This is a genomic window from Streptosporangium sp. NPDC049644, assembly GCF_040675205.1.
In the GTDB taxonomy this organism is placed as follows: Bacteria; Actinomycetota; Actinomycetes; order Streptosporangiales; family Streptosporangiaceae; genus Streptosporangium; species Streptosporangium fukuiense.
Map to the genome: position 1 here is coordinate 9,804 of NZ_JBFAOJ010000084.1, position 25,491 is coordinate 35,294.

Below are 25,491 nucleotides of genomic sequence, written 5' to 3' on the forward strand. Positions count from 1 at the left end.
CCGCAGACCCCCCCGCGAGCCCCCCCGCCGCCAGGTAGGGGGGGACCCCTCCGTGCCCCCACGGTGTTCGATCCGACGCCTCCAGCCCCCGACCCGTCCACCCGGGTCGGGGGCTCTCGCCGTATGAGGGCACCGATCGGTCAGCGCTCGATCTCGCCGCGGATGAACCTCTCCACGTAGTCGCGCGCCTCGTCGTCGGAGTACTGCTCCGGCGGGGACTTCATGAAGTACGAGGAGGCCGACAGGATCGGCCCCGAGATGCCCCGGTCAAGGGCGATCTTGGCGGCGCGGACCGCGTCGATGATGATGCCGGCCGAGTTGGGGGAGTCCCAGACCTCCAGCTTGTACTCCAGGTTGAGTGGGGTGTCGCCGAAGGACCTGCCCTCCAGGCGCACGTACGCCCACTTGCGGTCGTCGAGCCACGGCACGTGGTCGGAGGGACCGATGTGCACGTCGGCCTTCCGCATCTCGTGCGGGATCTGCGAGGTGACCGACTGGGTCTTGGAGATCTTCTTGGACTGCAGGCGCTTGCGCTCCAGCATGTTCATGAAGTCCATGTTGCCGCCGAAGTTCAGCTGGTACGTGCGAAGCAGCTCGACACCGCGGTCCTCGAACAGCTTGGCCATCACGCGGTGCGTGATCGTCGCCCCGACCTGCGACTTGATGTCGTCACCGACGATCGGGACCCCGGCGTCGACGAACTTCTGGGCCCACATGGGGTCGGAGGCGATGAACACCGGCAGCGCGTTGACGAACGCGACCTTCGCGTCGAGGGCGCACTGGGCGTAGAAGCGGTCGGCCTCCTCCGAGCCCACCGGCAGGTAGGAGACGAGCACGTCGACCTTGCTGTCCTTGAGGATCTGGACGACGTCGACCGGTGCCTCGTCCGACTCCTCGACCATCTCCCGGTAGTACTCGCCCAGACCGTCGAAGGTGTGGCCGCGCTGCACCGTGACGCCCAGCGGCGGTACGTCGCAGATCTTGATCGTGTTGTTCTCCGAGGCCACGATCGCCTCGGACAGGTCGCGGCCGACCTTCTTGGCGTCGACGTCGAACGCCGCGACGAACTCGACGTCGCCGACGTGGTAGTCGCCGAACTTGACGTGCATCAGGCCCGGCACCCGGGCACCGGGGTCGGCGTCCCGGTAGTAGTGCACGCCCTGTACGAGCGACGTGGCGCAGTTGCCTACACCGACAATGGCTACGCGCACCGAACCCATGGCACTCGCTCCCCTTTGTTCTTTGGTGGTCAGTTGTCTTCCGGGGTGGCAGGCCGCCCCGTCGTATCCGCTCCGGGCTCGGACGCCCGGGACGTTCCCTCCCGCGCGGATCGCCGCTCCTCGTCCGGCGGCGACGCTCGCCGTTCGGTGGCGATCAGCTCATTCAACCAGCGCACTTCGCGTTCGACCGACTCCAGACCGTGACGCTGGAGTTCAAGGGTGTAGCTGTCCAGTCGCTCGCGGGTGCGGGCCAGTGCCGTGCGCACGCCGTCCAGGCGTTCCTCGAGCCGACTGCGCCGGCCTTCGAGAATGCGCAGGCGCACCTCCGCCTCGGTGTGCCTGAAGAAGGCGAAGTGCACGCCGAAGCTCTCGTCCTCCCAGGCCGAAGGACCGGCCTGGGTGAGCAGCTCATGCAGGCGCTCCTTCCCCTCCGCGGTCAGCCTATAGACGATCTTCGAGCGGCGGCCGGGGAGCGCGATGGGGCTGTCGGCGTTGGCGGCGGCGGTGTCGCCGTCTTCGATGATCAGTCCGTCGGTGAGCAACTGGCGGAGGCATGGATAGAGCGAGCCGTAGGAGAAAGCCCGGAACATGCCGAGCAGGGCGTTGAGCCGTTTGCGCAGCTCATAGCCGTGGAGCGGGGTCTCGTGCAACGACCCGAGCACGGCCAGCTCCAGCACCCCGCCACGTCCGCCGGCCACCGGAAACCACCACCTCTCGCGCCGATGTATCGAACCGATACATCTGCAGGATACGTCTATTCAACATAACCCTGCAATCAGCGACTTTCCCAAGAGGTTGGGAGCAAACAACAAAAAGCCGTAGTCTGGCGCCTATGTGGTCACAACAGGCGGTGGTGGGGCACGGCCCCCGCACGGCGTGGACCGCTTTCCAATACGGGGAATCCCGCGTCAACGTGGGAGAGGTCTGCCAAGGTTGTTGTCGAAACCAGCTGACGATCTCGTTCGTCCTCGGGAACGGAGATCCACCCGAATGGGCCGGCTACCAGTAAGCCAAGGCGGCGAGATCTCCGGTGATCAGGAGGTAGTCTCGCCCGCCTGCACGCCGTCGTAGACCCCGATGACCGAACGAGGACGCGTGAGTTACAGCCACAGCAATGACCCGGAGCCGAACGGGCGCCAGGAGGGCGCCGACGGGTCGGCTCGTCAGGGGCGGCGCCGTCGCTCAGGCCCAGGAGCCGCTCCCCGTGCAGTTCCCCCTTCACAAAACTCTCAAACCGGCGGCGCGAGCTGGGAACAGCAGCAAGGTCGGCCGCCACAGGGCGCGGAGGCCGACAACCGGACCATGATGATGCCCCAGCCCGGCGGGGCGCCCGGCGGGATGCCCTACGCCGGCGGCGCGCCACAGCACCCGGGTGCCCAGCCCCGGCGGGACGCGGGCGCTCCGGGCGGGACGTCCCCACGCGAGCCCGAGCGACGGGGCGGTGAGTTCCGTCGCCGTGACACCGACCCGACAGGCCGCCGGGCCGAGGCCGCGTTCGAGGACACCCAGGCGATACTCGCCGCCCAGGCGGGAGCCGGTTCGAGATCCGGTGAGGGCGGCGTGCGCAGACGCCGCGCCGGGCGTGGCGCGGGCGGTCCCGGAGGCCAGGGGCCGGAGGGTCCGGGCGGCTCGGGGGGTTCCGGGGGGTACGGTCCCGGCGACGGCGACGGTGAGGACGAGCCCAAGGCCAAGCGGTGGACGCGCTTCCTGCCCAACTGGAAGATCGTGATGGCCAGCTTCGTGGTCCTCAGCGCCGGTGTCTTCGGCATGATCGCGGTGGCCTACGCCAACACGCCGGTCCCGGAGACCGCGCAGGCCGGCGTGGACGACCGGGGCAGCGTGGTCTACTACCGGGACAAGAAGACCCCGATCGCGCGCCTTGGTGTCAAGCGCACCCCGGTCAAGATCAGCCAGATTCCCAAGCACGTCCAGGACGCGGTGATCGCCCTGGAGAACCAGAGCTTCCGCACCGACAGCGGCATCGACCTGGCCGGTATGGCCCGTTCCCTCTGGAGCACGGTCAGCGGCGCACAGCTCCAGGGCGCCTCGACCATCACCCAGCAGATGGCCCGCGGCTACTACGACGGCCTCAGCCAGGAGGTCTCGGTACAGCGCAAGATCAAGGAGATCTTCGTCGCCGTCAAGATCAGCAAGACGCTGGAGAAGGACGAGATCCTTGAGCGCTACCTCAACATCATCTACTTCGGTCGCGGCGCGTACGGCATCCAGGCCGCCTCGAAGGCGTTCTTCAACAAGAACATCGGTCAGCTGACCCCGCAGGAGGGCGCCTACCTGGCCGGCCGGATCCAGAACCCCAACGCCTTCGACGTCCAGGAGGAGGCCGGCAACTACGCCGCGACCAAGGAGCGCTTCACCGCCGCGCTCAGGAACATGGCCGAGATCGACCCTGCCGCGTACGGCAAGTACGCCGGAAGCTCCTTCGAGGACCTGAAGTTCGCCAAGGTCAAGGTCTCGCAGACCTTCAAGGGGATCAAGGGCTACATGCTCAACATCGTCTTCCGGGAGCTCAAGGGGCGGGGCATCACCCAGGAGGATCTGGAGACCAAGGGGTACAAGGTCTACACCACCTTCGACAAGAAGATGATGGAGGAGGCGCAGAAGGCGGTGAAGGCCCGTACCGCCGGCCTGGAGCCGACCATCCACGCCAGCGTCGCCTCGGTGGATCCGAAGAACGGCCGGGTGCTCGCCTTCTACAGTGGCGACGACTTCGTCAACGACTTCAACAACCGCGCCTTCGACTCCACCAAGCAGGCGGCCTCGGCGTTCAAGCCCTACGTGCTCGCGGCCTGGCTGGAGAGCGGCCGGTCGCTCGACAGCTACGTCGACGGCATGGCCACGATCAAGATGCCGGGCACCACCCCGATCAGCAACTCCGGGAACCAGGCGTACGGGGCGATCAACATGGTCAAGGCCATGGCCAGCTCGGTCAACACGGTCTTCGTGCAGATGGGTGAGGTCGTCACGCTCCCCGAGGTGGCGAGGATCGCCAAGGAGGCGGGGGTCGGCGAGACCGCCAAGTACAACCCCTCCTACGGCGGCAAGAACGCGGTCGACTACGCGGTCGACGAACAGAAGTTCCAGGTCACCATCGGCAGCGCCTCGGTCACCGCGGTCGAGCAGGCCGCCGGCTACTCGATCTTCGCCAACGAGGGCAAGCACGCCGACTGGCACACCGTCGTCAAGGTGACCAAGATCGACGGCTCTCCGGTGCTCGCGGAGCAGGCCACCGTGCGGCAGGTCATCAGCCCCGAGTCCGCGGCCGACGCGACGGTCGCGCTCCAGGCCGTGGTCAAGGGCGGCACCGGCGCCACCGCGAACATCGGCTCGCGGCCGGTGGCCGGCAAGACCGGCACGAACAACGGCTACAAGGACGCCTGGTTCGTCGGTTTCACCCCGCAGATCGTCACCGCGGTCGGCATGTCCAAGGACGTGCCCTACAACAGGGCGGGGACGCGCAAGCTCAAGGTCGACAAGTACGGCCTGCCGAACCGCAAGATCGATGATTCGAAGATCCTCTGGAAGGAGGAGCCCATGCCCTCCTTCATCGGCGGTGGCGGCACCCCGACCCAGATCTGGCACGACTACATGCAGGCCGTGACCGCCAAGGACGAGGTCCAGCAGTTCCCGCCGAGGGCCAACACCGGTTCGCAGAGCAACCTGGCCACGCCCAAGCCGACGCCCACCGCGACGCCGACGATGGACGACAACCCGTTCCCCGACAGCGGCGACAACGGCGACGGCTGGCCCGAAGACGGCGGCGGCGGTGAGCCGGACAACCCCGACGGTCGCGAGTGCCTGCCCTGGGACGGCTCCTGCGACGTCGGCGACGGCGGCCCGGGCGACGGTCCGCCGAACGGCGAGATCACCGATAACGGCGCGGCCGGGGCGCCCGGGGCCCCCGGCGCGGCGATCATGCCGACACCCGCCGCGAGCGGACGACGCCCCTGATGAAGAACCTCCTGACGTCGCGGCGCTCGCTGCCGGAGTTCGGCACCCGGGCCATCCCGTACGTGCCCCTGGCCCTGTTCGCGGGGCTGGGGGCGATCCTGGCCTGGTTCTGGAAGTGGCCGTGCCGCGTCGGCGGGGCGTGGAACGACGGGACCCTGCAGTTCACGAACTTCTGTTACACCGACATCTATCCCCTGTGGTGGAACGAGAAGCTCAACGAGGGCAAGATCCCTTATTTCGACTACCCGGTCGAGTACCCCGTCGGCATCGGCGGGATCATGGAGTTCTTCCGCCGGATCGTCACCCCCATGGCAGACCAGGGGACGGCGTTCTACGACCTCACGGTCATCCTCATGGCGATCTGCCTGGTCATCGGCGTGCTGCTGATGGCCGCGCTGGCCGGTCCGGCCAGGCGCTGGGACGCGCTCTGGTACGCCCTGGTCCCCGGGCTGATCCTCACCGCGTACATCAACTGGGACCTGGCGGCCAACGCCCTCGCGCTGGGTGCGCTGCTGGCCTGGTCGAAGCGGAAACACCTGCTGGCGGGCATCCTGCTCGGCCTGGCGATCGCCACCAAGTTCTACCCGCTGATGTTCCTCGGCCCGCTGTTCCTGCTGGCGCTGCGCACCGGCAGGTGGGTGCCGTTCCTCAAGACGCTCGGCGGCGTCGTGGGAGCCTGGCTCGTCGTCAATGTGCCGATCATGGTGTTCGCCTTCGACGGCTGGAAGAGGTTCTACGTCTTCAGCCAGGAGCGGGGGGCCGACTGGGGGTCGCTCTGGTACTTCTTCAACCAGAAGCAGTGGCCGATCCTCGGTGACGCCGAACTCGTCGACCAGCTGGGCGTCGTCTCCCTCGCCGCGTTCTGCCTGGCGATCGCCGTGCTCACCGTGACGGCCAGGACCCGCCCGCGCCTGATGCAGCTCTGCTTCCTCACCCTGGCCGCGTTCATGCTGACCAACAAGGTGTGGTCGCCGCAGTACGTGCTCTGGCTGATCCCCTTCGCGGTGCTGGCCAGGCCGAACTGGAAGCCGATCGCGCTCTGGCAGCTCGCCGAGTGCTGGTACTTCTTCGCGATCTGGCTCTATCTGGTCGGTATCCAGCCGGGCAACGAGGCACTGGGCATCGCCGGCGACACCTACTTCACCGCGGTGTGGGCCCGTGCGATCACCATTCTGATCATGATGGCGTTCGTGGTGCGGGACATCCTGCGCCCCGACAAGGACGTGATCCGCCAGGACGGGACCGACGACCAGGCGGGCGGCGTCTTCGACGGCGCACCCGACCGTTTCCGGCTCGCGCTCTCCTGACGCGGGGGACGGGATGACTCTGGAGGCCGGTCGGGATGATCCGCAAAAATCACACTTTGTGATTAACCCTGGTGACCCTCCGCGCGACCCCGCGGCAGAAGGGCTGCTGCTCTGGCTGGCCTCCCGGCTGGGAGTCGTCGCCCTTGTCGTCGTCGGCGCCCAGGCGATGATGGAGGGGGACGCGGTCCCGCCGCCGTTCCTGGAGCGCTGGAAGCACTGGGATGCCAGCCTCCTGGCCACCATCGCCGAGCACGGCTACGACGGCGCTCCCGGCAGCGAGCCCGACGCCGGGCTGCCCGCCTTCTTCCCCGGGATGCCCCTGGCGCTCCGCGCGGTGCACCTCGTGGTCGGCGACTGGACGGTCGCCGGGCTGCTGATCTCCTTCGTGGCCGGCGCCGTCGCGATGACGGCGCTCGCCAGGCTGGCCGAGTTCGAGGGGCCGGCGGGGACCGGCCGGCGCGCGGTGCTGGCGCTGCTGCTCTGGCCGATGGCGGTGTTCCTGTTCGCCGGTTACAGCGAGTCGCTCTTCCTGGCCTTCGCCGTTCCCGCCTGGCTCGCGGCGCGCAGGGGGCGCTGGCCGCTCGCCGCGGCCCTGGCGGCGGGCGCCTCCTGCGTGCGCATCACCGGCCTGTTCATGGCCCTGGCGCTGATCGTGGAGTTCTTCGCCCGGCGGCGGCCGGTACGTCAGCTCGCACGGCAGGCCGGCTGGCTGCTGCTCCCGTTCGTGCCGCTGGTGCTCTACTCCGTCTACCAGCACTCCCGCACCGGCGACTGGCTGGCCTGGAAGAGCGCCCAGGAGGCCGGCTGGGGTCGGCACATGGTGTGGCCCTGGGAGTCGCTGATCACGACCTGGAACTCGGCCATGGGCGAGGGCCGGTTCGCCTGGGCGTTCCGGTTCGAGATCGCGGGGGCGATCGTCGGTGTCGTGCTCGTGCTGGTCCTGCTCTACCTGCGGAGGTGGAGCGAGTTCGTCTACGTGGGGCTCCAGGTGGGCGCCCTGCTCTGCTCCGCCTACTACCTGTCGGTTCCGCGCTCGGCGCTGCTGTGGTGGCCGCTCTTCATCCTGATCGCGAAGGCGAGCGGCGGGCAGGCGCCGTGGCGGCGGTGGATCATCATCGTCTATGCCCTGGTGGTGGGCCCGCTGATGGCGCTCAACGCGCTGATCTTCGCCGATGGTGCCTGGGTGGGCTGAGCCCCTTACCCGTTTCCGGGGAAAAGTAATCCCACCAAGTTATCCACAGGCTGTGGACGGACTCTTCCGCCCGAGGTCTCGCGCTAGAGCTTCGATCTGAGAAAGGCGATGTCGGCGGCCTGGCCGTCGAAGGGCGTCTCCACCACGATCGGCGCGTTCGCGCTCCGGCACACGCTCAGGATGAGCTCGGGGTCGATCTGGCCCGCTCCGAGGCTCGCGTGCCGGTCGGCGCCGGAGTCGAAGGCGTCGCGAGAGTCGTTGCAGTGGATCAGGTCGATCCTGCCGGTGATCGCCATGATCCGCTCGACCACGTCCGCCAGGTCCTCGCCGCCCGCGTGGGCGTGGCAGGTGTCGAGACAGAAGCCCACGTCGAAGCCGTCGAGCGAGTCCCAGAGCCGGGCGATGCGGTCAAGCTTGCGCGCCATCGCGTTGCCGCCGCCCGCGGTGTTCTCGATGAGCACGGGGATCCGCTGCTCCTCCAGGCGCTCGAACACCTTGCGCCAGTTGTCGAAGCCCTTCTGCGGATCCTCTCCGGCCCCCACGTGCCCGCCGTGGACGATCAGCCCCCTGGCGCCGAGTTCGGCCGCCGCGGCGAGATGTGAGCCGAGCAGCTTGCGGCTGGGGATGCGGACCCGGTTGTTGGCGGTCGCCACATTGATCACATAGGGGGCGTGGACGTAGACCTCCACGTCCGAGTCCTTGATCTCCAGGGTCTTCTCGCCGATGACCGGGCCCTTCCAGCCCTGCGGGTCACCGAGGAAGAACTGCACGACCTCGGCGCCGCGCGCCCTGGCGTGCGCCAGCGGGTCGTCCTGGTCGACATGAGCTCCGATAAGCGGCATGTGTCCGAGCCTAGCTGTTTCAACGGCGAGGCCCTGGGCAGTCGCAGGGCGCGCCCTACCACTCACCCCCACGGGCCGAACACAAGGAGTCCACGTGGCTTACTATCGCAGAGGGATCAGTCTTATCGGCCTCATCTACATCCTGGTCGGCCTGTACGTCGCCTGGGTGTACGACTACATCACTCCCGCGCTCCTGAAGGACGTCGCCGAGGCTCTGCTGGCGGTCTTCCTGTGGTTCCTCGTCCTGCTCGGCGTGGACCTGCGCCTGAATGGTTAGCCGCCCCCGCGCCGGTGTGGCCCTCGTCTGACCGGGGGCCTCACGGGAGGAAACCCCCGTGATAGATGCCGAAGGCCACACCGACGAACGAGGCCACGATGCCCACGATGTTCAGCGCGCGTTCCGGCGTCGTCGCGGAGACGTACTGCGAGTAGAGGCCTCCGAAGAATCCCAGCACCCCCGCCCAGCATGCGACGACATGCGCGGCGGGGATCAGCCCGGTGACGAAGGCGAGTAGTCCGAGGCCGATCGTGACGACGCTCAGCACGTTCTCGATCCTGTGACGACGCCCGTCGGTGTTCAACGTGAACCGCAAGGGTCTCTTCCGGGCATGTCCATACGCACGAGGCATCTTCACCGCCTCCTCTTTCTCCTGCGACAGGACGTGCCCGGCGAGGCGACGGCCCAACCCTTGACGGACTGGTAGGCTGGCACGGCTACGTCGAATGGGTGTGTCATCGCCCACCCTCCACCCCGAGCGCCGAAATGGGCGCCCGAGGTGAAGTACGTCAGCGTCCTCCTGTCACGGCACGGTGTCGTGACCGCAAGAGTCCAGAGGAGGTTGAAGTCAGCATGCGCCGTTACGAAGTGATGGTCATTCTTGACCCCTCGCTCGATGAGCGTACGGTCGCCCCTTCCCTCGACCAGTTCCTCACGGTCGTCCGCAACGACGGCGGCACCGTGGAGAAGGTCGACGTGTGGGGTCGCCGCAGGCTGTCCTACGACATCGCGAAGAAGCCCGAGGGCATCTACGCCGTCATCGACCTGAGCGCCGAGCCCGCCACGGTCAAGGAGCTCGACCGGCAGATGAACCTCAACGAGGGAATCCTGCGCACCAAGGTTCTCCGCCCGGACGTGCACTAAACCCCCGGCATTTTGTCGGGCGGCAGCCGTACTCTGAGCCGATAACCAGCAAGGCCGCAGGAAGGGCAGCGCTAGCCATGGCAGCAGGCGACACCACGATCACCATCGTCGGCAACCTCGTCGACGACCCGGAGCTGCGCTTCACCCCCACGGGGCAAGCGGTGGCCCGGTTCCGCATCGCATCCACTCCGAGGTTCCTCGACAAGACGACCAACGAGTGGAAGGACGGCGAAGGCCTGTTCCTGACCTGCAACGTGTGGCGGCAGGCGGCGGAGAACGCCGCCGAGAGCCTCCAGCGCGGCATGCGGGTCATCGTTCAGGGACGGCTACGCCAGAGGTCTTACGAGACCAAGGAAGGCGAGAAGCGCACGGTCTACGAGGTTGAGGTCGACGAGGTCGGCCCCTCCCTGCGAAACGCGACCGCCAAGGTCAACAAGACCGCCCGTCAGGGCGGTGGCGGTGGCTTCGGCGGCGGCGGCCCGGCCAACGACCCGTGGGCCTCCGCGACGCCCGCCGCACCGCAAGGTGGCGGCTTCGGCGGCGGCGGCAACTACGGGGGCGGCGGCCAGCAGCAGGGTGGCGGCTTCGGCGGCGGCGACTTCAGCGACGAACCGCCTTTCTAGGGACGGCGGTCCTCCCGCAATCCCAGTCCATATCCGCAGCGACCATTCCCGCCTGACGGCGGGGCTCTGAAAGGAGCACCACGATGGCCAAGCCGGCACTGCGCAAGCCCAAGAAGAAGGTTTGCCTGTTCTGCCACGACAAGATCTCCTACGTCGACTACAAGGACACGGCGCTGCTTCGGAAGTTCATCTCCGACCGCGGCAAGATCCGTGCCCGCCGGGTGACGGGCAACTGCACCCAGCACCAGCGTGACGTGGCGACCGCTATCAAGAACGCTCGTGAGATGGCGCTCCTGCCGTACATGAGCACCGCGCGCTAAGGAGGTCCGGACAGATGAAGCTCATTCTCACCAGTGAGGTCACCGGCCTCGGCGCCCCCGGCGACATCGTCGAGGTCAAGGACGGCTACGGCCGCAACTACCTGCTTCCCCGCGGTTTCGCGATCCTCTGGACGCGCGGCGGCGAGAAGCAGATCTCCTCGATCAAGAAGGCTCGCGACGCCCGCGAGATCCGCGACCTTGGCACCGCCAAGGAGGTCGCCGGACAGCTGCAGGCCCTGAAGGTGGTCCTGAAGACGAAGGCCGGCGAGTCCGGTCGCCTCTTCGGCTCCATCACCACGGGTGACGTCGCCGAGGCCGTCAAGGCCGCCGGTGGCCCCGTGCTCGACCGCCGTCGCATCGAGATCGCCTCCGCGATCAAGAGCCTCGGCGCCCACCGGGTCAGCGTCAAGCTGCACCCGGAGGTCTCCGCGTCCCTCGATGTCGAGGTCGTCGCGGCCTGAGAGGCCCAGTGAGACAAGGGCCCCTCCCCGCTCGCGGGGAGGGGCCCTTGTTCTTTCGCAACCGGCGGTGCGGGTTCTCCACGGGCTACCGCCCGTCTGGATATCGGCAGGGCGTGCGGAAAGCTCTTTGTCCGCGAGCGGAAGCCCACATATCGAGACCGTGTTACTCCAGGTCATCGCTGATACGTACAATTCGGAAATCGTTGTTTCCCCCTGGAGGTCTTGTCATGGTCCGTCCCTCGATGCTGCTCGCGCTCGGTGCCCTCGCGGCGACCGCGGTGGCCTGTGCGCCGGCCTCGGAAACGACGACCCAGACGAACTCCGCGGCCCCGAGCGCCTCCGGAGCCGCCTCCAGCGCCTGTGCCAAGGAGAGCCTCGCGCTGAAGACCCCCGGCAAGCTCACCATCGGCACCGACAAGCCTGCCTACGAGCCGTGGTTCAACGACGACGACCCGGCCAACGGCAAGGGCTTCGAGAGCGCCGTCGCCTATGCCGTCGCGGGCCAGATGGGCTTCGCCGAAGGTGACGTCACCTGGGCAACCGTGAAGTTCGACTCCGCGTTCGCGCCGGGTGCCAAGCAGTTCGACTTCGACGTCAACCAGGTCTCGGTGACCCCCGACCGGGCCAAGGTCGTCGACTTCAGCAAGGGCTACTACACGGTCAAGCAGGCGGTGGTCGCGCTGGACGGCTCGAAGGTCGCCGCCGCCACGGACCTGGCGGGCCTGAAGGACGCCAAGATCGGCGTGCAGGTCGGCACCACCTCGCTGCAGGCGGTCAAGGACGTCATCCAGCCCTCGGCCGAGCTCAACGTCTACAACGAGCAGATCGACGCCGTCAACGCGCTGAAGAACAAGCAGGTCGACGCGGTGGTGGTGGACCTGCCCACCGCGTTCTACGTGACCGCCGCCCAGGTCGAGAACTCCAAGATCGTTGGTCAGTTCGGCACCGCCTCCGGTGTTCCCGAGGTCTTCGGCGCGGTGTTCGAGAAGGGCAGCCCGCTGGTGAGCTGCGTCAACGAGGCGATCGACAAGCTGACCGCCTCCGGCGAGCTGGCGAAGATCGAAACCGAGTGGCTCGGTTCCGCCGCGGGTGCGCCGGAGCTGAAGTGATCCCGGAGTTCATGTCACCGCCGCGGGCGCGGAGCGCGTACGGTCCGCGCCGCGGCGCTCGATGAGGAACGACGAGAGCCTGCGGCTCTCCGACGACTGGACGAAGAGCGAACGGCAGCTTGAGCGGGAGCGGCTCCGCAGGAGGTCGTCTCTCCGCTCGGGCTCCGTCGCGACGGTCTCGACGATCATTGTGATCGTCCTGCTGTTCTGGCTCTTCACCGCCTCCCCCGGCTGGCCCCGGGTGCGGGAGACGTTCTTCGACCCCGAGCAGTTCGTCAAGGCGCTGCCGGACGTGCTGAGCGGGTTCCTGCTCAACATCAAGATCTTCCTGATCGCCGAGCCGCTGATCCTTCTCGTGGGCCTGCTGGTCGCGCTGGCCCGCAATCTCACGGCGCCGGTCTTCTTCCCGCTGCGCGCCCTAGCGGTGATCTACACCGACGTCTTCCGTGGCGTGCCCACGATCCTCATCATCTATCTCGTCGGCTTCGGGCTGCCCGCGCTCGGCCTGCAGGGCACCCCGACGGACCTCGCGACGCTGGGCATCATCGCGCTCACGCTCTCGTACGGAGCGTATGTGGCGGAGGTCTTCCGGGCGGGTATCGAGTCGGTGCATCCCAGCCAGCGGGCCGCCGCCCGGTCCCTCGGACTGAGTCACGGCCAGACCATGCGCCACGTGGTGGTGCCGCAGGCCGTGCGCCGGGTGGTACCGCCGCTGCTCAACGACTTCGTCTCGCTGCAGAAGGACACCGCGCTCGTCGCCACGATCGGCCCGCTGGAGGCGCTGAGGCAGGCGCAGATCCACGTGGCCGGCAACTTCAACTACACCCCCTACCTGGTGGCGGCGCTGTTGTTCATCCTGCTCACCATCCCGATGGCCCGCTTCACCGACTATCTGGCGGCCCGCTCGCAGAGGCGGCGGAGCCAGTGAGCGGGCAGCGGGCAACCGGTGGAAAGGAGGGGGCATGAGCCTGCTGAGCATCGAGGGCCTGTGGAAGAACTACCGGGGCCACAGTGTGCTGCGCGGTATCGACCTGGAGGTCGAGCCGCACGAGGTGGTCTGCCTGATCGGCGCCTCCGGGTCGGGAAAGTCCACGCTGCTGCGCTGCGTGAACCTGCTGGAGACCGCCGACGACGGCACGATCCGCCTGGACGGAGAGGAGATCACCGACGCCCGCGCCGATCTCAACGACGTGCGCAAGCGTATGGGCATCGTGTTCCAGGCCTTCAACCTGTTCCCGCACATGACCGTGCTGGACAACATCACGCTGGCCCCGCGGAAGGCGCACGGCGTGGGCAGGAGGCAGGCCGAGCAACAGGCCCGTGACCTGCTGGACAGGTTCGGCCTGGCGGACAGGGTGGGCGCCTATCCCGATCAGCTCTCCGGCGGCCAGCAGCAGCGCGTCGCCATCATCAGGGCCCTGGCCACCCAGCCCCGCCTGATGCTGCTGGACGAGGTCACCTCGGCGCTGGACCCGGCGCTGGTCAAGGAGGTGCTCGGGATCATCCGGGAGCTCAAGGAGGGCGGTATGACCATGGTCCTGACCACACATGAGATGGGTTTCTGCCGCGAGATCGCCGATACCGTCTGTTTCCTCGACGGTGGCGTGCTCCTGGAGCGCGGCACCCCCGAGCAGATCTTCACCGATCCTCGCGAGCTTCGTACCAGGGAGTTCGTGCAGAGCGTGATCGACGCCCGGCGTCTCTGACGTCCTCCGGCCAGGGGAGGCCGGATTTTCGAAGGACGGGACCCCGCGCTCCAGGCGCTCGCAGAGCGCTCAGCGCCGGTGCCTGCCGCGGGATCCGGTGCCGGGACCGCCGGGACCTTCCGGAGGGCCGGGAGGTCCCGCGGAGGGGGCGGGAGCCTCGGGGGCGGACTGCGCCATCCCGGCGAGCACGCTGTTGCGCCTGCCGTACACCAGGTAGACCAGCACGCCGAAGGCCATCCAGATGATGAAGTACACCCAGGTGATGAGCTGGAGGTTCACCATGAGCCACAGGCAGGCGGCGATCGAGGCGATCGGCACGCCGGGAGAGAGCGGGGTGCGAAAGCCCCTCGGCAGGTTCGGCATCGTCTGCCGCATCCTGATCACTCCGCCGGCCACGGAGATGAACACGAACAGGGCACCGATCACGACCAGCGGTTCGAGCGTGAACACGTCCACGAACTCGGCCAGCAGGATCGCCAGGAATCCGATGACCAGCGTGGCCCTCGTCGGGCTGTGGTAGCTACGGTTGATCTTGGAGAGCGAGCGGGGGATCAACCCGTCGCGTGCCATGGAGAACAGCACGCGGGTCAGGCCGACGAGCAGCACCAGGACGACCGTGGTGAGGCCGAGCACCGCCCCGATGTTGATGACGTGCACCATGAAACCCTCGCCGGCGTCGCGGAAGGCGTCGGCGAGCGGCGCGTCGGTGTCGATCCTGTCGTACGGGGTCATCCCGACCATCACCAGCGCGACCGCGATGTAGATGACCGTGGTGATCACCAGCGCGCGGATGATGCCCTGCGGGATCGAACGCGGGGCGTCCTCGGCCTCCTCGGCGGCGGTGGCCACGACGTCGAAGCCGATGTAGGCGAAGGTGATGACCGCAGAGGCCGCGAAGATGCCGAACCAGCCGAAGGCACCCGTCTGGCCGAAGACGATGCCGAGCAGCGGGGAGTGCAGGGCCTCCTCGGCCTTCTCCGCGGGCACCGGCGGCACCGGGATGGCCGCCAGGTTGCGCCGGTCGAAGTGGAGGGCACCGACCACGATGACCGCGCCGACGGCCAGCAGCTTGGCGATCACGATGATCCACAGGGCACGCAGTCCGACGCGGGCGCCCAGGGCCACCACGATCGTCAGGATCACCAGGATGAACAGCGTGAAAAGATCGAAACCAGTGTGCCGGCCGACCATCCCAGCGACCACGTCGGGAAGGCGTACCCCGAAGTCGGTGAGCATCTGGGCGGCGTAGAGCGACCACGCGCGGGCCACCGTCGCCGCGGCCAGCAGGAGTTCCATGACCAGAGCCCAGCCCACCACCCAGGCCCAGACCTCGCCGAAGATGACGTAGGTGAAGGTGTAGGCGCTTCCCGAGGCAGGCATGGCGGAGGACAGTTCGGCGACGCAGAAGGCCACCAGCAGGCTGGTGATCCCCGCGATCATGAAGGAGAGGATCACGCCAGGCCCGGCCATGGTAGCCGCCTGGCGGCCGGCGAGGCTGAAGATGCCCGCACCGATCATGACGCCGATACCGAGGACGACGAGGTCGGCTCTGCGATAGGCCATGGGCAGGCCGTGGCGCGCACCGGTCCACCGGTCTGTGGCATGGCTCGGAGGCATGCGGCGCACGATCGACGGGGGAGGACCTTTGGGCACGACCTGGCCAATCGTGGTGGGCTAAATACCCTTATTGTCGGACTTGCTTCACAGTGCCGCAGGGGAGTTATCTGGGACAAGTGCTATCCGGTCACGTCGTGGACACCACAGTGTCACGCCCGGATTACCCGCCCGATCAACTGCCGACCACCAGCCACGCCGTGCCGTACGCACGCGTCGAAAGAGTGATCAGCCGGGCGGCCATCCACAGCCCGAACGCCAGCCAGAGTGCCACCAGGCCACCGCCCCAGAGGTCCACCAGTAACGCGGCCGGCAGGTAGGCGATCGTCGTCCACACCCCCGCCCAGGCGAGGTAGCGCCGGTCCCCGGCACCGATCAACACACCGTCCAGCACGAACACCACCCCGGCGATCGGCTGCAGGGCGGCCACCACCCAGAGCAGGCCGAGCAGTTCCACGGCGACGACCGGGCCGGCGTCGAACAGACCGGGGATGAACGGCCTGGCCACCAGTACGGCGAGGCCGAGCAGCACGCCGGAGCCGACTCCCCAGATCACCATTCTCCAGGTCGCCGCGCGAGTTCCCGCCACGTCGCCGGCACCCAGGGCGCGCCCGGTGATCGCCTGTCCGGCGATCGCGATCGCGTCCAGGGCGAACGCCATCAGGATCCAGATCCTGATGGCCACGGTGTACGCCTCGATCTGGTCCGTTCCCATCCGGGTGGCCACCGCGGCGGAGACGGCCAGCACCGTCTGCAGGCACACCGTACGGATGATCAGGGCGATCCCGGCCGAGCCCGCCGCCCGCACGCCCGCCAGGTCCGGGCGGAACGGCGCACGGTAACGAACGAAGATCAGGACGAGGTAGACGGCGGCGGCGAGAGACTGGGCCAGCACCGTGCCCCAGGCCGAGCCGGCGATCCCCCAGCCCAGTCCCAGGACGAACGCGACGTTGAGCATCGCGTTCAACACGAAGGACCCCACCGACACCAGTAGCGGAGTCGAGGCGTCCTGCATGCCGCGCAGCACACCCGTGCCCGCGAGCACCACCAGCATGGCGGGCACGCCGAGCAGGCTGATCCGCAGGTAGGTCACCGCCTGCCGGGCGAGTTCTCCCTCGGCGCCGATCAGGTGGACCAGCCAGGGAGCCAGGGGCCAGACGATCACGATGATCGCCGATCCCACCCCGGCGGCCAGCCAGAGGCCGTCCACCGCCTGCCGCAGTGCCCGCCCGGTCTCGCCCGCCCCGATCTGCCTGGCCACCGCCGCTGTCGTGCCGTAGGCCAGGAACACGCACATTCCCACCAGGAAACTCAGCACCGTGCTGGCCACTCCCAGGGCGCCGAGCGCGGGGGCGGGCAGGCGGCTGACGATGACGGTGTCCGTCAGCAGGAAGAGCGGCTCGGCCACCAGGGCGCCGAACGAGGGCAGTGCCAGCCGCAGGATCTGCCTGTCATGGTCGCGACCGGAGCGGCTGGAGCGACCGGATCGAGGCGTAAGAGTCACAGCTCCATTGTGCCTCTTACCTCTCAATGGATCTTCAGCGGGATGAACCGGTCGGCTCATCCCATCTAAGGCGACTCCCGGCGTGTCGCCCCAACTTTCTTTTCTCCACAGGCGGTGGATTGTGTTTCCCCTGGTCAGAAAGGTATCCACAGCTGTGGACAACAGTTATCCACAGGACTGTCCCCAGGCTGCCCACACCTCTGGGGAAGAAGTGCACAGCTTATCCACACCTCTGTCGACAGCCCGCGTTGCCAGTCGGGGCGCCGAGCCGCGAAACTGTCACACCGGTCGGCTAAAAATAGAGATAGCGTAACTGTGTTCGAAAGAGGGGGTGTTCGGTGAGCATCGCGGAGCCACCGGTCTTCGAGCCAGGTTTCGAGCGCACCCCGCCGAACAACATCGAGGCCGAGCAGTCCGTCCTGGGTGGCATGCTGCTCTCCAAGGACGCCATCGCCGATGTGGTCGAGATCCTGCGATCCGATGACTTCTACCGGCCCGCCCACCAGATCATCTACGACATCATCACCGACCTCTACGGCCGGGGTGACCCCGCCGACGCCGTCACCATCTTCGATGAGCTGCAGAAGCGAGGCGAGGTCGCCCGGGTCGGCGGCGGAGCCTACCTGCACACGCTGACCGCCGTCGTGCCGACCGCGGCCAACGCCGGTTACTACGCGAGGATCGTCCGGGAGCAGGCCATCCTCCGCCGCCTGATCGAGGCGGGCACCCGCATCGTCTCCTACGGCTACGGCGGCCAGGACGAGGAGGTCGACGACCTCGTCGACCGCGCCCAAGCGGAGATCTACAAGGTCACCGAGCGCCGCACCTCCGAGGACTACATCCCCCTGGCCGACATCATGCCGGGCGCCCTCGACGAACTGGAGGCCATCGGAGGCCGGGGTGGCCAGATGGTCGGTGTCCCCACCGGGTTCCAGGACCTCGACTCGCTCACCAACGGCCTGCATCCCGGTCAGATGATCGTCGTGGCCGCCCGTCCGGCCATCGGTAAGTCGACTTTGGGGCTGGATTTCGCCAGATCTGCCGCTATCAAGCACGGCATGACGACTGTGGTGTTCTCGTTGGAAATGTCCCGTAACGAGATCACAATGCGCCTGCTGTCGGCCGAGGCGCGGGTGGCGTTGCACGCCATGCGCTCGGGCACGATGACCGACGACGACTGGGCCAAGCTGGCCCGGCGGATGGGCGAGGTGGCCGAGGCGCCGCTGTTCATCGACGACTCGCCCAACATGTCGATGATGGAGATCAGGGCCAAGTGCCGCCGTCTCAAGCAACGCAACGACCTGCGGTTCGTCATCATCGACTACCTGCAGCTGATGTCCTCGCCGAAGAAGACCGAGAGCCGCCAGAACGAGGTCTCGGAGATCTCCCGGGCCATCAAGCTGCTCGCCAAGGAACTGGAGGTCCCGGTGATCGCGATCTCCCAGCTCAACCGTGGCCCCGAGCAGCGAACCGACAAAAGGCCCATGGTCAGCGACCTTCGCGAATCCGGAAGCATCGAGCAGGACGCCGACATGGTCATCCTGCTCCATCGGGAGGATGCCTACGAGCGAGAGTCGCCCAGGGCGGGGGAGGCCGACCTGATCGTGGCCAAGCACCGTAACGGCCCCACCGCCACGGTCACCGTGGCCTTCCAGGGCCACTACAGTCGCTTCGTCGACATGGCTCCCCACTAGGCGTGCTGACCGGGGACATTGGCCGAGCTCTCTTGTCGACGTCTCCAACGCGGCTGCGGGATTGAGGCTTACGAGGTCAACCGCTCACGCGCGTTGTGACCGGAGCCGGTCGGTCTGACGCCACGTTCGGGCCCGCTGATCTCCGCCCACACCGCATCGAGGGAGAGGCCGAGGACATCGGTGATCGCCGCGATGGTCGGGAAGGCGGGGGTGGCCACGCGGCCCGACTCGATCTTCCGGAGGGTCTCCGGTGAGACACGTGCGTCGAGCGCGGTATCGAGCATCGAGCGCTCTCCTCTGGCCCGACGTAGGAGGGCGCCGAGGCGCCGTCCGCGTTCGACCTCTGCGGGAGTGAGCGGCAACCTGACCATGGCTCCAATTCTAATACCGGTATAGTATGGCCGGTATAGTTATTGGTTGCGCGAGAAGGACGCCGCATGATCGAGATCCTGAGCCCCACCCTGCTGGCCCGAGCAAAAGACACAGGCGCCCTGGTCGCTGACATCCTGCAGACACTGAAGAGCCGCAGCACGATCGGCACGAACCTTCTGGACATCGACCAATGGGCCAAAACCATGATCGTCGAGGCGGGAGCGCTGTCCTGTTACGTCGACTACGAGCCGTCCTTCGGACGCGGCCCGTTCGGCCACTACATCTGCACGGCCGTCAACGACGCCGTGCTCCACGGACGGCCATACGACTACAGGCTTGCCAACGGCGATCTGCTGACACTCGACCTCGCCGTCTCCAAGGGCGGAGTCGCCGCGGACGCCGCCATCAGCTTCATCGTGGGCGACGCGAAGTCCCCGGAGAGCGTCGCGATGATCAGCGCGACCGAACGCGCGCTGGCCGCGGGGATCGCCGCTGCCGGGCCCGGAGCCCGTATCGGCGACATCTCCCATGCCATCGGCACGGTCCTCAGCGAGGCGGGGTACCCGATCAACACCGAGTTCGGAGGTCATGGCATCGGATCGACGATGCACCAGGACCCGCACGTTTCGAACACCGGACGGCCTGGCCGTGGATACAAACTGCGCCCTGGGCTGCTGCTGGCACTGGAGCCGTGGGTCATGGCGGACACCGCCGAACTTGTCACCGACGCCGACGGGTGGACACTCCGAAGCGCGACAGGCTGCCGGACAGCACACAGTGAGCACACGATCGCCATCACCAACGACGGAGCCGAAATCCTCACCTTGCCGAAGCAGGCGTAGCCGTGAGGTCGGAGCCCCGTGTTCCTCTTCTCCGAGCACCGCATCGCGAGTCGTTGGTGCGAAAGGCTGCCGATACGTCAACGCTGCCCTGACTCCCCGACACCGTCTCAACGTCGCTCGTCTCGTCGACGGCGGGTGGCCGACCGGCGAGATCGCGGCCCGGAGTCGCGGTGATCCCAGTCCTGGTGGTCGAACTTGCGGGTGTCGCGAGGCTCGACGTAGGGCTCCTGCTCCTCCGGCTGTCCCGCCTCGATGGCGCGTCCGCGGACGAGTTCGGCGTCGAACTCCACGCCGAGCAGCACCGCGACGTTGGAGATCCACAACCAGATGAGGAAGACGATGACCCCCGAGAGGGCGGCGTAGGTCTTGTTGTAGGAGCCGAAGTTGGCCACGTAGAAGCCGAACGCGGCGGAGGCGACGATCCACAGCACGACGGCGAGGGCGCTGCCGGGGGTGAGCCAGCGAAAGCCCGGGTGCCGGACGTTGGGCGCCGCCCAGTACAGCAGGGCCAGGGTGCCCATCACGATGGCGATCAATACCGGCCACTTGGCGATGTCCCAGACGGTCAGCGCGCCCTGGCCGACTCCCAGGACCTTGCCCGCCTGCTCGGCGAGCCCACCGGTGAACACGACCGCGACCGAGCCGGCCGCCATCAAGATCACCAGGACGGTGGTGATGGCCAGGCGCAGTGGCAGGGTCTTCCAGACGGGTCTGCCCTCGGGTATCTCGTACATGACATTGGCGGCCCGTATGAAGGCGCCGACGTACCCCGAGGCGGACCAGAGGGCGACGGCGATGCCTGTGGCGGTGGTGATCCCGGCCGCGCGCTGGTTGCTCTGCAGGGCCTGCAGCACGGTGTCGAGGATCTGCCTGGCAGGTCCCGGGGCCAGAGCTCCGAGATTGTCGATGAGGGGCTTGGTGGCGGACTCACCGAACAGGCCAAGCAGCGAGACCGCGGCCAGCAGCGCCGGGAAGATCGACAGCACCGCGTAGTAGGTCAGCGCGGCGGCCCAGTCGGTCAGGTTGTCCTGCTGAAACTCCTTGGCGGTCCGTTCGAGCACCGCCCACCACGACCGTCTGGGCAGCTCTGTGGGGCTTTCCGGGGCCGCCTGGCCTCCTGCCGCACGGTCGGAGCCGGTGCTCGGGCTTCGGGTGTCGTGGTGTGACATGGGGTACCGCTTCCGTCGGAGCACCGCCATCCCGGGGGTGGGGGCGGCGGTGGTCGAATCTGTCCACTGGTGGTCGATGGCGGAACGGGCCTGCTCGTGCGCTCCGTGGCCGGTCTCCTTGGCTGCCGGGCCGAGGGCCTGGGCCGCCTCCCGCACCGCTCTCCCGACCGGCTGGATCACTCCGTCGGCCTGCTCCATGAGCTGCGCCGCCGCGCGCTTCTCGGCCTTGGTCCTGGGCATGAGGACCACCGGCCGTCGGCGGGTCGTCCGGCGTGCTCCGCATCGCCTGCCGCGGGGCGTTATGCACCATCTCGACAGCCCGTGTCGGATGCCGTGTCCCGTATGCCGCCCGCGGCGTACGAAGCCTGCTGCCCGGACCGGGTGGGCGGTGTGGGACGGGATTCCCATCAGCCGCTCGCCGTCCTCCGTCGGCGACCTTCCGCGCCACTCCGGGCACCGGCGAGCCGAGGTTCGCGACCTCACTCATCGGTGCCCTCCAAAGGTTGCGTGTCTTCGACCGAGCGGCCGACTGCCCCCGCAACCCCTCCACATTCCGTGAGACATGCGGAAGTTTTTAAGATCTACAACTCCCGGGGCTTTTCGATCACTGGCGACCCCTGGGAGCGCCCTTGACACGGTTCGCGCGGCACTTGGCCGAGCGGTCATCTCCGGCGGCATCGAAGATCTGCTCCGGCTCAACGCGAACAAGCAGGTCACACACCCTCGACATGGATGTTTGCCCACTAGTGGGCGGGTAAGGGCTCGCTCGTAGATGAAAGCGGAGCATGACGTACTTCGACGAGCGGCACCGGTACGAGACGCTCACCCGGAGCTCGGACTCCGCTCCGCGAAAGAGAAGGAGCTTCATGGCCACATCGAGGGGAACCGATGTGACGTCGCGAGTGCCCGGCCATGAACCCGGCGCGCCGCAGGGCATCGGCCCGCGGCGAACCGCCCGGCGGATCAGTGGCGCCGACGTTTTTCCCGCCGGCCGCGCCCTTGCCGGCGCGAGCCGAGGAGCAGGGCGCGCCTGACGCGGTGTTCGGGGCGGTGCGGTCACCGCCGGAACAGACCGGCGGACGTGGCGCGGGCACTCGGATATGGCGAGGAGGAGACAGGACAGGGCTGAGACCGACAGGTGATCACGGTTTTGCCGTGTGAAAGGCCGTGATCACCCCAAGCTCGAATCACGGGGGCGGGGAAGATGAGTGCTGTCGCGGTGATCGTGATCGACATGCTGAACCCCTACGACCACGAGGACGCGGACGAACTGCAGAAGAGCGTCGAGCAGATCATGGAGCCCCTGGCGGAGTTGATGAGGCGCGCCCACCGGCATCGGGACGCCCAGCTGGTGGTCGTCAACGACAATCACGGAGACTTCACCGCCACGGCTGAGGACCTGCGGCGGCGCGCCCTGGAGGGCCGCCGTCCCGACCTGGTCGAGCCCGTGCTTCCCCCGGCCGACTGCGCCTTCATAGCCAAGGTGCGCCACAGCGCGTTCTTCGGCACGCCACTGGAGTATCTGCTGCGCCGCGAGGAGATCGAGACCGTCGTGCTGGCGGGCCAGGTGACCGAGCAGTGCGTGCTCTACAGCGCGCTGGACGCCTACGTGCGCGAGTTCTCCGTCCGGGTGGCCTACGACTGTGTGGCCCACATCCACCCCGACCTCGCCGAGGCGGCGTTGCGGATGATGGAGCGCAACATGCGCGCCGACCTCCTGCCGGCCGACCGCTGTCTGGGGTGAGGGGTTCTACCCGCGCCCTCCCCGGCCCTTCACCCGGCGGGGAGGTCGGCTCGCGAACCCGCGTGTCATTTTCGCACCGGCGATGAGACCTGGATCGCCCGCGCCAGAGCCGGCGTCACATTCGTCGCACGGTGGGGCGCACCGAAGCCGCGGTGATTCACCCAGTACGGCGGCACGACCAGGGACGAGAGCCGTCCGGGCCCGTACGGTGCTCGGGAGCCCGCCGCCCCGGCAGAGGATTTCTACTCGATCGGGTGATGTGGCACGGTCTCGGGATCGTTGAGGATGGGGATCACGCGGCCTACGGGCTTTGGCCGGGAGGGGGCCATCACATGAACCAGCAGCGGTTGGAACTCGTGCGTGAGGAGTGGCGTGAGTTCTTCGACACCATGACACGCGACCACGAGGGCGCCCAGGTGACGATCGAAGTGATGAACCAGAACTTCGGGGACCTGCTGGAGGTCGAGAAGCTACCGCTGGCCTACCTGGAGTACGACCCCAAGGACGATCAGTTCTCGGTCGGAGCGGGAGGCCGTGACGGGCGCTATCCGGTGGTGCTGCGCCATGCCATCGACCACCCGCAGAGAATCCTGGCCGACACCCTGCAGCAGGGCACGGTGCGAGCGTTCGACGTCTTCGACGCCGAGGGAGGGCAGACGATCGTGACCCTCCACCTGACCTCGGCCCCCTCGGCGTAGCCACGCACTCCCCGCGCCCGGGAGACGACCGCCCGACGCGCTACTCCAGCGCGGCATCGAAGCGGTCGGCCAGCGCGAGAAACGCGTCGTCCCAGCCGCTGGAGCTCGCGACCTCCTGGAGCCGTCCGGTCGGTGCGAACAGCGTCACGAGCCCGTGCGGGATCCGGCCGCCCGCGCCGATCCGGGCGATCGCGGCGTCGATCTCCGCCAGAGCCGCGTCCGCGTTCTCCCAGGAGGACCAGGCGAAGTCGTTGTCGGGCTGGGCGAGGAGCACGCGCACCTCGCCGAGCACTCGCAGGAGATCCGGATGTGGCGTCATGGTCACAGTCTGCCCGAGTGCTCTGGTACCCAACGACCTCCGCGAACTTGTCGGTACAGGAGGAAAGGGCAGCGAACGCATCGTTGCGGCATCCCTTTCCGGCCGAGGCCGACATGCCGTCCTGGCGGCCTCGGCCCGGTGCCCACGACAGGACGGGCCGTCACGGAGAGACGCTGGAACGAGGCCCGTGGGCGGGGATCACGGAACCAGGACGATCTTTCCGGTGGTGCGGCGGGTCGACAGGAGTTCGTGCGCCTTGGCCACCTCGGCCAGTGGCAGCGTCCGGTCCACGTGGACCCTGAGCCGACCCGACTCCGTCAGGGCCACCAGCCGCGACAGGTCGGCCGCCGAGGGACGCACGTTCACCACCGCGAGCCGCACCCCCAGCTCGGCCGCGCGTTCCCCGGTGATGCCCAGGTTGCCCCCGAGCGCGCCGACGAGCACGCCGCCGGGCTTGAGCGCGGAGGCGGAACGCTCTCCGTAATCGCCGCCCACCAGGTCGAACACCACGTCCACCGGCTCGGTCTCCGTGACGAAGTCGGCGGTGGTGTGGTCGATCAGCGTGTCCGCGCCGAGTTCGCGCAGGAGGTCGTGTTTGGCGGCCCGGGCGGTACCGGTGACGTGCGCGCCCCGAGACGCGGCGATCTGGACGGCGAGATGGCCGACCCCTCCGGCGGCGGCGTGAACGAGCACCCGCTCACCTCCGCTCAGGCGGGCGATGCCGACCAGTGCCTGCCAGGCGGTCAGGCCGGCCAGCGGGAGTCCGCCCGCCTCCTCCACGGGCAGGGTGGCCGGCCTGTGGACGATCTCGTTGGGCGAGGCGAGCACATAGTCGGCGTAGGCGCTGCCGGCACCGGGGAAGGCGAGCAGGCCGAGCACCTCGTCACCGGGGGCGAACGCGGACACGCCGGGTCCGACGGACTCGACGGTACCCGCGACGTCCCAGCCGAGAACGAAGGGCGGCGAGCCGAGCAGCGGGTAGGCGCCGGAGCGGACGGCCCCGTCGACCGGGTTGACCCCGGCGGCCCCGACCCTGATCAGGACCTGCCCGTAATCCGGTTCAGGCCGGTCGACCCGGGCGACGCCGAGTACGGACGGGTCACCGAAGACGGACTGGGTGATGGCGCGCACTGTGATCTCCTTTGCGGGAAGTTCGTCGAGATCAATCGTCCGCGATACCGGTATCTCTTTGTAAGAAGGCACCTTTGAGATATATAGGTACCTTGTGGAAACTATTTCTGGCCTGCGAGAACGTGGTGCCGTAGACGCCTACCTACGGGAGTGCGGCTCGCGGAAGGTGCTGGAGGCGATTGCCAACAAGTGGACCTGCCTGCTGGTGGACGCCCTGCGGGATGGCCCGGTCCGGTTTGGTGTGCTGCGTCGCAGGCTCGACGGGATCACCCAGAAGAGCCTCACCCAGTCTCTGCGGAACATGGAACGCGACGGGATGGTGATCCGCACCGTCTACCCGACGATCCCGCCCCGGGTGGAGTACGAGCTCAGCGCGCTGGGCCGCAGCGTGATCATGCTGATGGAGGGCATCAAGAGCTGGTCCGAGGAGCACATGCCCGAGATCATGGCCGCCCGTGACGCCTATGACCTCCGCACGGGTGAGGAACCCCGGCCCGTACGGGCGGACTGAGCG

The 25,491-nt window shown here is 67.9% G+C and carries 25 protein-coding genes and 1 pseudogene; 16 read left to right on the forward strand and 10 right to left on the reverse strand.

Annotated features, from left to right (window positions below):
• Positions 1-140 precede the first annotated feature (140 nt).
• A complete protein-coding gene (locus AB0J58_RS33670; RefSeq protein ID WP_364223551.1) occupies positions 141-1,220 on the reverse strand; it encodes an inositol-3-phosphate synthase in 1,080 nt (359 codons plus the stop codon).
• Between the two features lie 29 nt (positions 1,221-1,249).
• The gene (locus AB0J58_RS33675) at positions 1,250-1,918 is read right to left on the reverse strand and encodes a PadR family transcriptional regulator (RefSeq protein ID WP_364223553.1); all 669 of its coding nucleotides are present in this window, start codon (positions 1,916-1,918) and stop codon (positions 1,250-1,252) included.
• A gap of 604 nt (positions 1,919-2,522) precedes the next feature.
• Between AB0J58_RS33675 and AB0J58_RS33680 the strand changes: the two genes are divergently transcribed.
• From AB0J58_RS33680 to AB0J58_RS33690, 3 genes are read left to right on the forward strand one after another with little or no spacing between them, the layout of a single operon-like run.
• Positions 2,523-5,189 (forward strand): transglycosylase domain-containing protein, encoded by a 2,667-nt coding sequence (locus AB0J58_RS33680; RefSeq protein WP_364223555.1) that lies wholly within the window; start codon positions 2,523-2,525, stop codon positions 5,187-5,189.
• Entirely contained in the window at positions 5,189-6,496 is a 1,308-nt protein-coding gene (locus tag AB0J58_RS33685; RefSeq protein ID WP_364223557.1) for a glycosyltransferase 87 family protein, read from the forward strand. Before AB0J58_RS33680 ends, AB0J58_RS33685 begins: the two co-directional genes overlap by 1 nt.
• Positions 6,497-6,554: 58 nt before the next feature.
• Positions 6,555-7,688, forward strand: a complete 1,134-nt coding sequence (locus tag AB0J58_RS33690) for a hypothetical protein (protein ID WP_364223559.1) — start codon at positions 6,555-6,557, stop codon at positions 7,686-7,688.
• Between the two features lie 83 nt (positions 7,689-7,771).
• Here the strand turns inward: AB0J58_RS33690 and AB0J58_RS33695 are convergent, their stop codons facing one another.
• Positions 7,772-8,530 (reverse strand): deoxyribonuclease IV, encoded by a 759-nt coding sequence (locus tag AB0J58_RS33695; protein ID WP_343970330.1) that lies wholly within the window; start codon positions 8,528-8,530, stop codon positions 7,772-7,774.
• Between the two features lie 94 nt (positions 8,531-8,624).
• Here AB0J58_RS33695 and AB0J58_RS33700 point away from each other — a divergent pair, with 94 nt between their 5' ends.
• Positions 8,625-8,807 (forward strand): hypothetical protein, encoded by a 183-nt coding sequence (locus tag AB0J58_RS33700; RefSeq protein WP_030919717.1) that lies wholly within the window; start codon positions 8,625-8,627, stop codon positions 8,805-8,807.
• A gap of 40 nt (positions 8,808-8,847) precedes the next feature.
• Here the strand turns inward: AB0J58_RS33700 and AB0J58_RS33705 are convergent, their stop codons facing one another.
• Positions 8,848-9,123: a hypothetical protein gene (locus AB0J58_RS33705; RefSeq protein ID WP_364223561.1), complete on the reverse strand. Its 276-nt coding sequence runs from the start codon at positions 9,121-9,123 to the stop codon at positions 8,848-8,850.
• Positions 9,124-9,380: 257 nt separating this feature from the next.
• Here AB0J58_RS33705 and rpsF point away from each other — a divergent pair, with 257 nt between their 5' ends.
• The 7 genes from rpsF to AB0J58_RS33740 all read left to right on the forward strand — a co-directional run bounded on the left by rpsF (position 9,381) and on the right by AB0J58_RS33740 (position 13,890).
• The gene (gene rpsF / locus AB0J58_RS33710) at positions 9,381-9,671 is read left to right on the forward strand and encodes a 30S ribosomal protein S6 (protein WP_030919721.1); all 291 of its coding nucleotides are present in this window, start codon (positions 9,381-9,383) and stop codon (positions 9,669-9,671) included.
• A gap of 77 nt (positions 9,672-9,748) precedes the next feature.
• Positions 9,749-10,294: a single-stranded DNA-binding protein gene (locus AB0J58_RS33715; protein ID WP_364223563.1), complete on the forward strand. Its 546-nt coding sequence runs from the start codon at positions 9,749-9,751 to the stop codon at positions 10,292-10,294.
• Positions 10,295-10,377: 83 nt separating this feature from the next.
• A complete protein-coding gene (gene rpsR, locus AB0J58_RS33720; RefSeq protein ID WP_012895699.1) occupies positions 10,378-10,614 on the forward strand; it encodes a 30S ribosomal protein S18 in 237 nt (78 codons plus the stop codon).
• 14 nt (positions 10,615-10,628) lie between these two features.
• Entirely contained in the window at positions 10,629-11,075 is a 447-nt protein-coding gene (gene rplI / locus AB0J58_RS33725) for a 50S ribosomal protein L9 (RefSeq protein ID WP_343970307.1), read from the forward strand.
• A gap of 227 nt (positions 11,076-11,302) precedes the next feature.
• Entirely contained in the window at positions 11,303-12,184 is an 882-nt protein-coding gene (locus tag AB0J58_RS33730) for an ABC transporter substrate-binding protein (protein WP_364223565.1), read from the forward strand.
• 61 nt (positions 12,185-12,245) lie between these two features.
• A complete protein-coding gene (locus AB0J58_RS33735) occupies positions 12,246-13,112 on the forward strand; it encodes an amino acid ABC transporter permease (RefSeq protein WP_343970301.1) in 867 nt (288 codons plus the stop codon).
• Between the two features lie 34 nt (positions 13,113-13,146).
• A complete protein-coding gene (locus AB0J58_RS33740) occupies positions 13,147-13,890 on the forward strand; it encodes an amino acid ABC transporter ATP-binding protein (protein ID WP_343970298.1) in 744 nt (247 codons plus the stop codon).
• A 69-nt stretch (positions 13,891-13,959) separates the two neighbouring features.
• On the opposite strand, the gene AB0J58_RS33745 is transcribed toward AB0J58_RS33740, so the two are convergent.
• Entirely contained in the window at positions 13,960-15,507 is a 1,548-nt protein-coding gene (locus AB0J58_RS33745) for an amino acid permease (RefSeq protein WP_364154860.1), read from the reverse strand.
• Between the two features lie 172 nt (positions 15,508-15,679).
• Positions 15,680-17,008, reverse strand: coding sequence for an MATE family efflux transporter (locus AB0J58_RS33750; protein WP_364223567.1), 1,329 nt, complete (start codon positions 17,006-17,008; stop codon positions 15,680-15,682).
• 338 nt (positions 17,009-17,346) lie between these two features.
• Here AB0J58_RS33750 and dnaB point away from each other — a divergent pair, with 338 nt between their 5' ends.
• On the forward strand, positions 17,347-18,702 hold the full coding sequence (gene dnaB, locus AB0J58_RS33755) for a replicative DNA helicase (RefSeq protein WP_030919742.1): 1,356 nt from the start codon (positions 17,347-17,349) through the stop codon (positions 18,700-18,702).
• A gap of 68 nt (positions 18,703-18,770) precedes the next feature.
• On the opposite strand, the gene AB0J58_RS33760 is transcribed toward dnaB, so the two are convergent.
• Positions 18,771-19,073, reverse strand: a complete 303-nt coding sequence (locus AB0J58_RS33760; RefSeq protein WP_364223569.1) for a helix-turn-helix transcriptional regulator — start codon at positions 19,071-19,073, stop codon at positions 18,771-18,773.
• Positions 19,074-19,139: 66 nt separating this feature from the next.
• Between AB0J58_RS33760 and map the strand changes: the two genes are divergently transcribed.
• Positions 19,140-19,916 (forward strand): type I methionyl aminopeptidase, encoded by a 777-nt coding sequence (gene map / locus AB0J58_RS33765; protein ID WP_364223571.1) that lies wholly within the window; start codon positions 19,140-19,142, stop codon positions 19,914-19,916.
• A 281-nt stretch (positions 19,917-20,197) separates the two neighbouring features.
• On the opposite strand, the pseudogene AB0J58_RS33770 reads toward map, so the two are convergent.
• Positions 20,198-21,493, reverse strand: a pseudogene (locus tag AB0J58_RS33770) (YihY/virulence factor BrkB family protein); the annotation flags it as partial.
• 796 nt (positions 21,494-22,289) lie between these two features.
• Between AB0J58_RS33770 and AB0J58_RS33775 the strand changes: the two are divergent.
• Entirely contained in the window at positions 22,290-22,829 is a 540-nt protein-coding gene (locus AB0J58_RS33775; protein ID WP_364223573.1) for an isochorismatase family cysteine hydrolase, read from the forward strand.
• Between the two features lie 332 nt (positions 22,830-23,161).
• Entirely contained in the window at positions 23,162-23,527 is a 366-nt protein-coding gene (locus tag AB0J58_RS33780) for a DUF5335 family protein (RefSeq protein ID WP_364223575.1), read from the forward strand.
• Positions 23,528-23,567: 40 nt separating this feature from the next.
• Here AB0J58_RS33780 and AB0J58_RS33785 read toward each other — a convergent pair whose 3' ends face one another.
• The gene (locus AB0J58_RS33785; RefSeq protein ID WP_364223577.1) at positions 23,568-23,846 is read right to left on the reverse strand and encodes a hypothetical protein; all 279 of its coding nucleotides are present in this window, start codon (positions 23,844-23,846) and stop codon (positions 23,568-23,570) included.
• 198 nt (positions 23,847-24,044) lie between these two features.
• Complete coding sequence (locus AB0J58_RS33790; protein ID WP_364223579.1) at positions 24,045-24,977, reverse strand: NADP-dependent oxidoreductase; 933 nt, start codon at positions 24,975-24,977, stop codon at positions 24,045-24,047.
• Between the two features lie 94 nt (positions 24,978-25,071).
• Between AB0J58_RS33790 and AB0J58_RS33795 the strand changes: the two genes are divergently transcribed.
• Positions 25,072-25,488 carry a helix-turn-helix domain-containing protein gene (locus AB0J58_RS33795; protein ID WP_364223581.1) on the forward strand — a complete coding sequence of 139 codons (417 nt, stop codon included), beginning with the start codon at positions 25,072-25,074 and terminating at the stop codon, positions 25,486-25,488.
• Positions 25,489-25,491 lie beyond the last annotated feature (3 nt).

Coding starts and splice junctions, on each gene's coding strand:
- AB0J58_RS33745 (WP_364154860.1), bottom strand. CDS start 15,507: ATGCCTCCGAGCCATGCCACAGACCGGTGGACCGGTGCGCGCCACGGC.
- AB0J58_RS33760 (WP_364223569.1), bottom strand. CDS start 19,073: ATGGTCAGGTTGCCGCTCACTCCCGCAGAGGTCGAACGCGGACGGCGC.
- AB0J58_RS33780 (WP_364223575.1), top strand. CDS start 23,162: ATGAACCAGCAGCGGTTGGAACTCGTGCGTGAGGAGTGGCGTGAGTTC.
- AB0J58_RS33785 (WP_364223577.1), bottom strand. CDS start 23,846: ATGACGCCACATCCGGATCTCCTGCGAGTGCTCGGCGAGGTGCGCGTG.
- AB0J58_RS33670 (WP_364223551.1), bottom strand. CDS start 1,220: ATGGGTTCGGTGCGCGTAGCCATTGTCGGTGTAGGCAACTGCGCCACG.
- AB0J58_RS33680 (WP_364223555.1), top strand. CDS start 2,523: ATGATGATGCCCCAGCCCGGCGGGGCGCCCGGCGGGATGCCCTACGCC.
- AB0J58_RS33695 (WP_343970330.1), bottom strand. CDS start 8,530: ATGCCGCTTATCGGAGCTCATGTCGACCAGGACGACCCGCTGGCGCAC.
- AB0J58_RS33730 (WP_364223565.1), top strand. CDS start 11,303: ATGGTCCGTCCCTCGATGCTGCTCGCGCTCGGTGCCCTCGCGGCGACC.
- AB0J58_RS33735 (WP_343970301.1), top strand. CDS start 12,246: ATGAGGAACGACGAGAGCCTGCGGCTCTCCGACGACTGGACGAAGAGC.
- AB0J58_RS33685 (WP_364223557.1), top strand. CDS start 5,189: ATGAAGAACCTCCTGACGTCGCGGCGCTCGCTGCCGGAGTTCGGCACC.
- rpsF (WP_030919721.1), top strand. CDS start 9,381: ATGCGCCGTTACGAAGTGATGGTCATTCTTGACCCCTCGCTCGATGAG.
- AB0J58_RS33775 (WP_364223573.1), top strand. CDS start 22,290: ATGAGTGCTGTCGCGGTGATCGTGATCGACATGCTGAACCCCTACGAC.
- AB0J58_RS33715 (WP_364223563.1), top strand. CDS start 9,749: ATGGCAGCAGGCGACACCACGATCACCATCGTCGGCAACCTCGTCGAC.
- rplI (WP_343970307.1), top strand. CDS start 10,629: ATGAAGCTCATTCTCACCAGTGAGGTCACCGGCCTCGGCGCCCCCGGC.
- rpsR (WP_012895699.1), top strand. CDS start 10,378: ATGGCCAAGCCGGCACTGCGCAAGCCCAAGAAGAAGGTTTGCCTGTTC.
- map (WP_364223571.1), top strand. CDS start 19,140: ATGATCGAGATCCTGAGCCCCACCCTGCTGGCCCGAGCAAAAGACACA.
- AB0J58_RS33740 (WP_343970298.1), top strand. CDS start 13,147: ATGAGCCTGCTGAGCATCGAGGGCCTGTGGAAGAACTACCGGGGCCAC.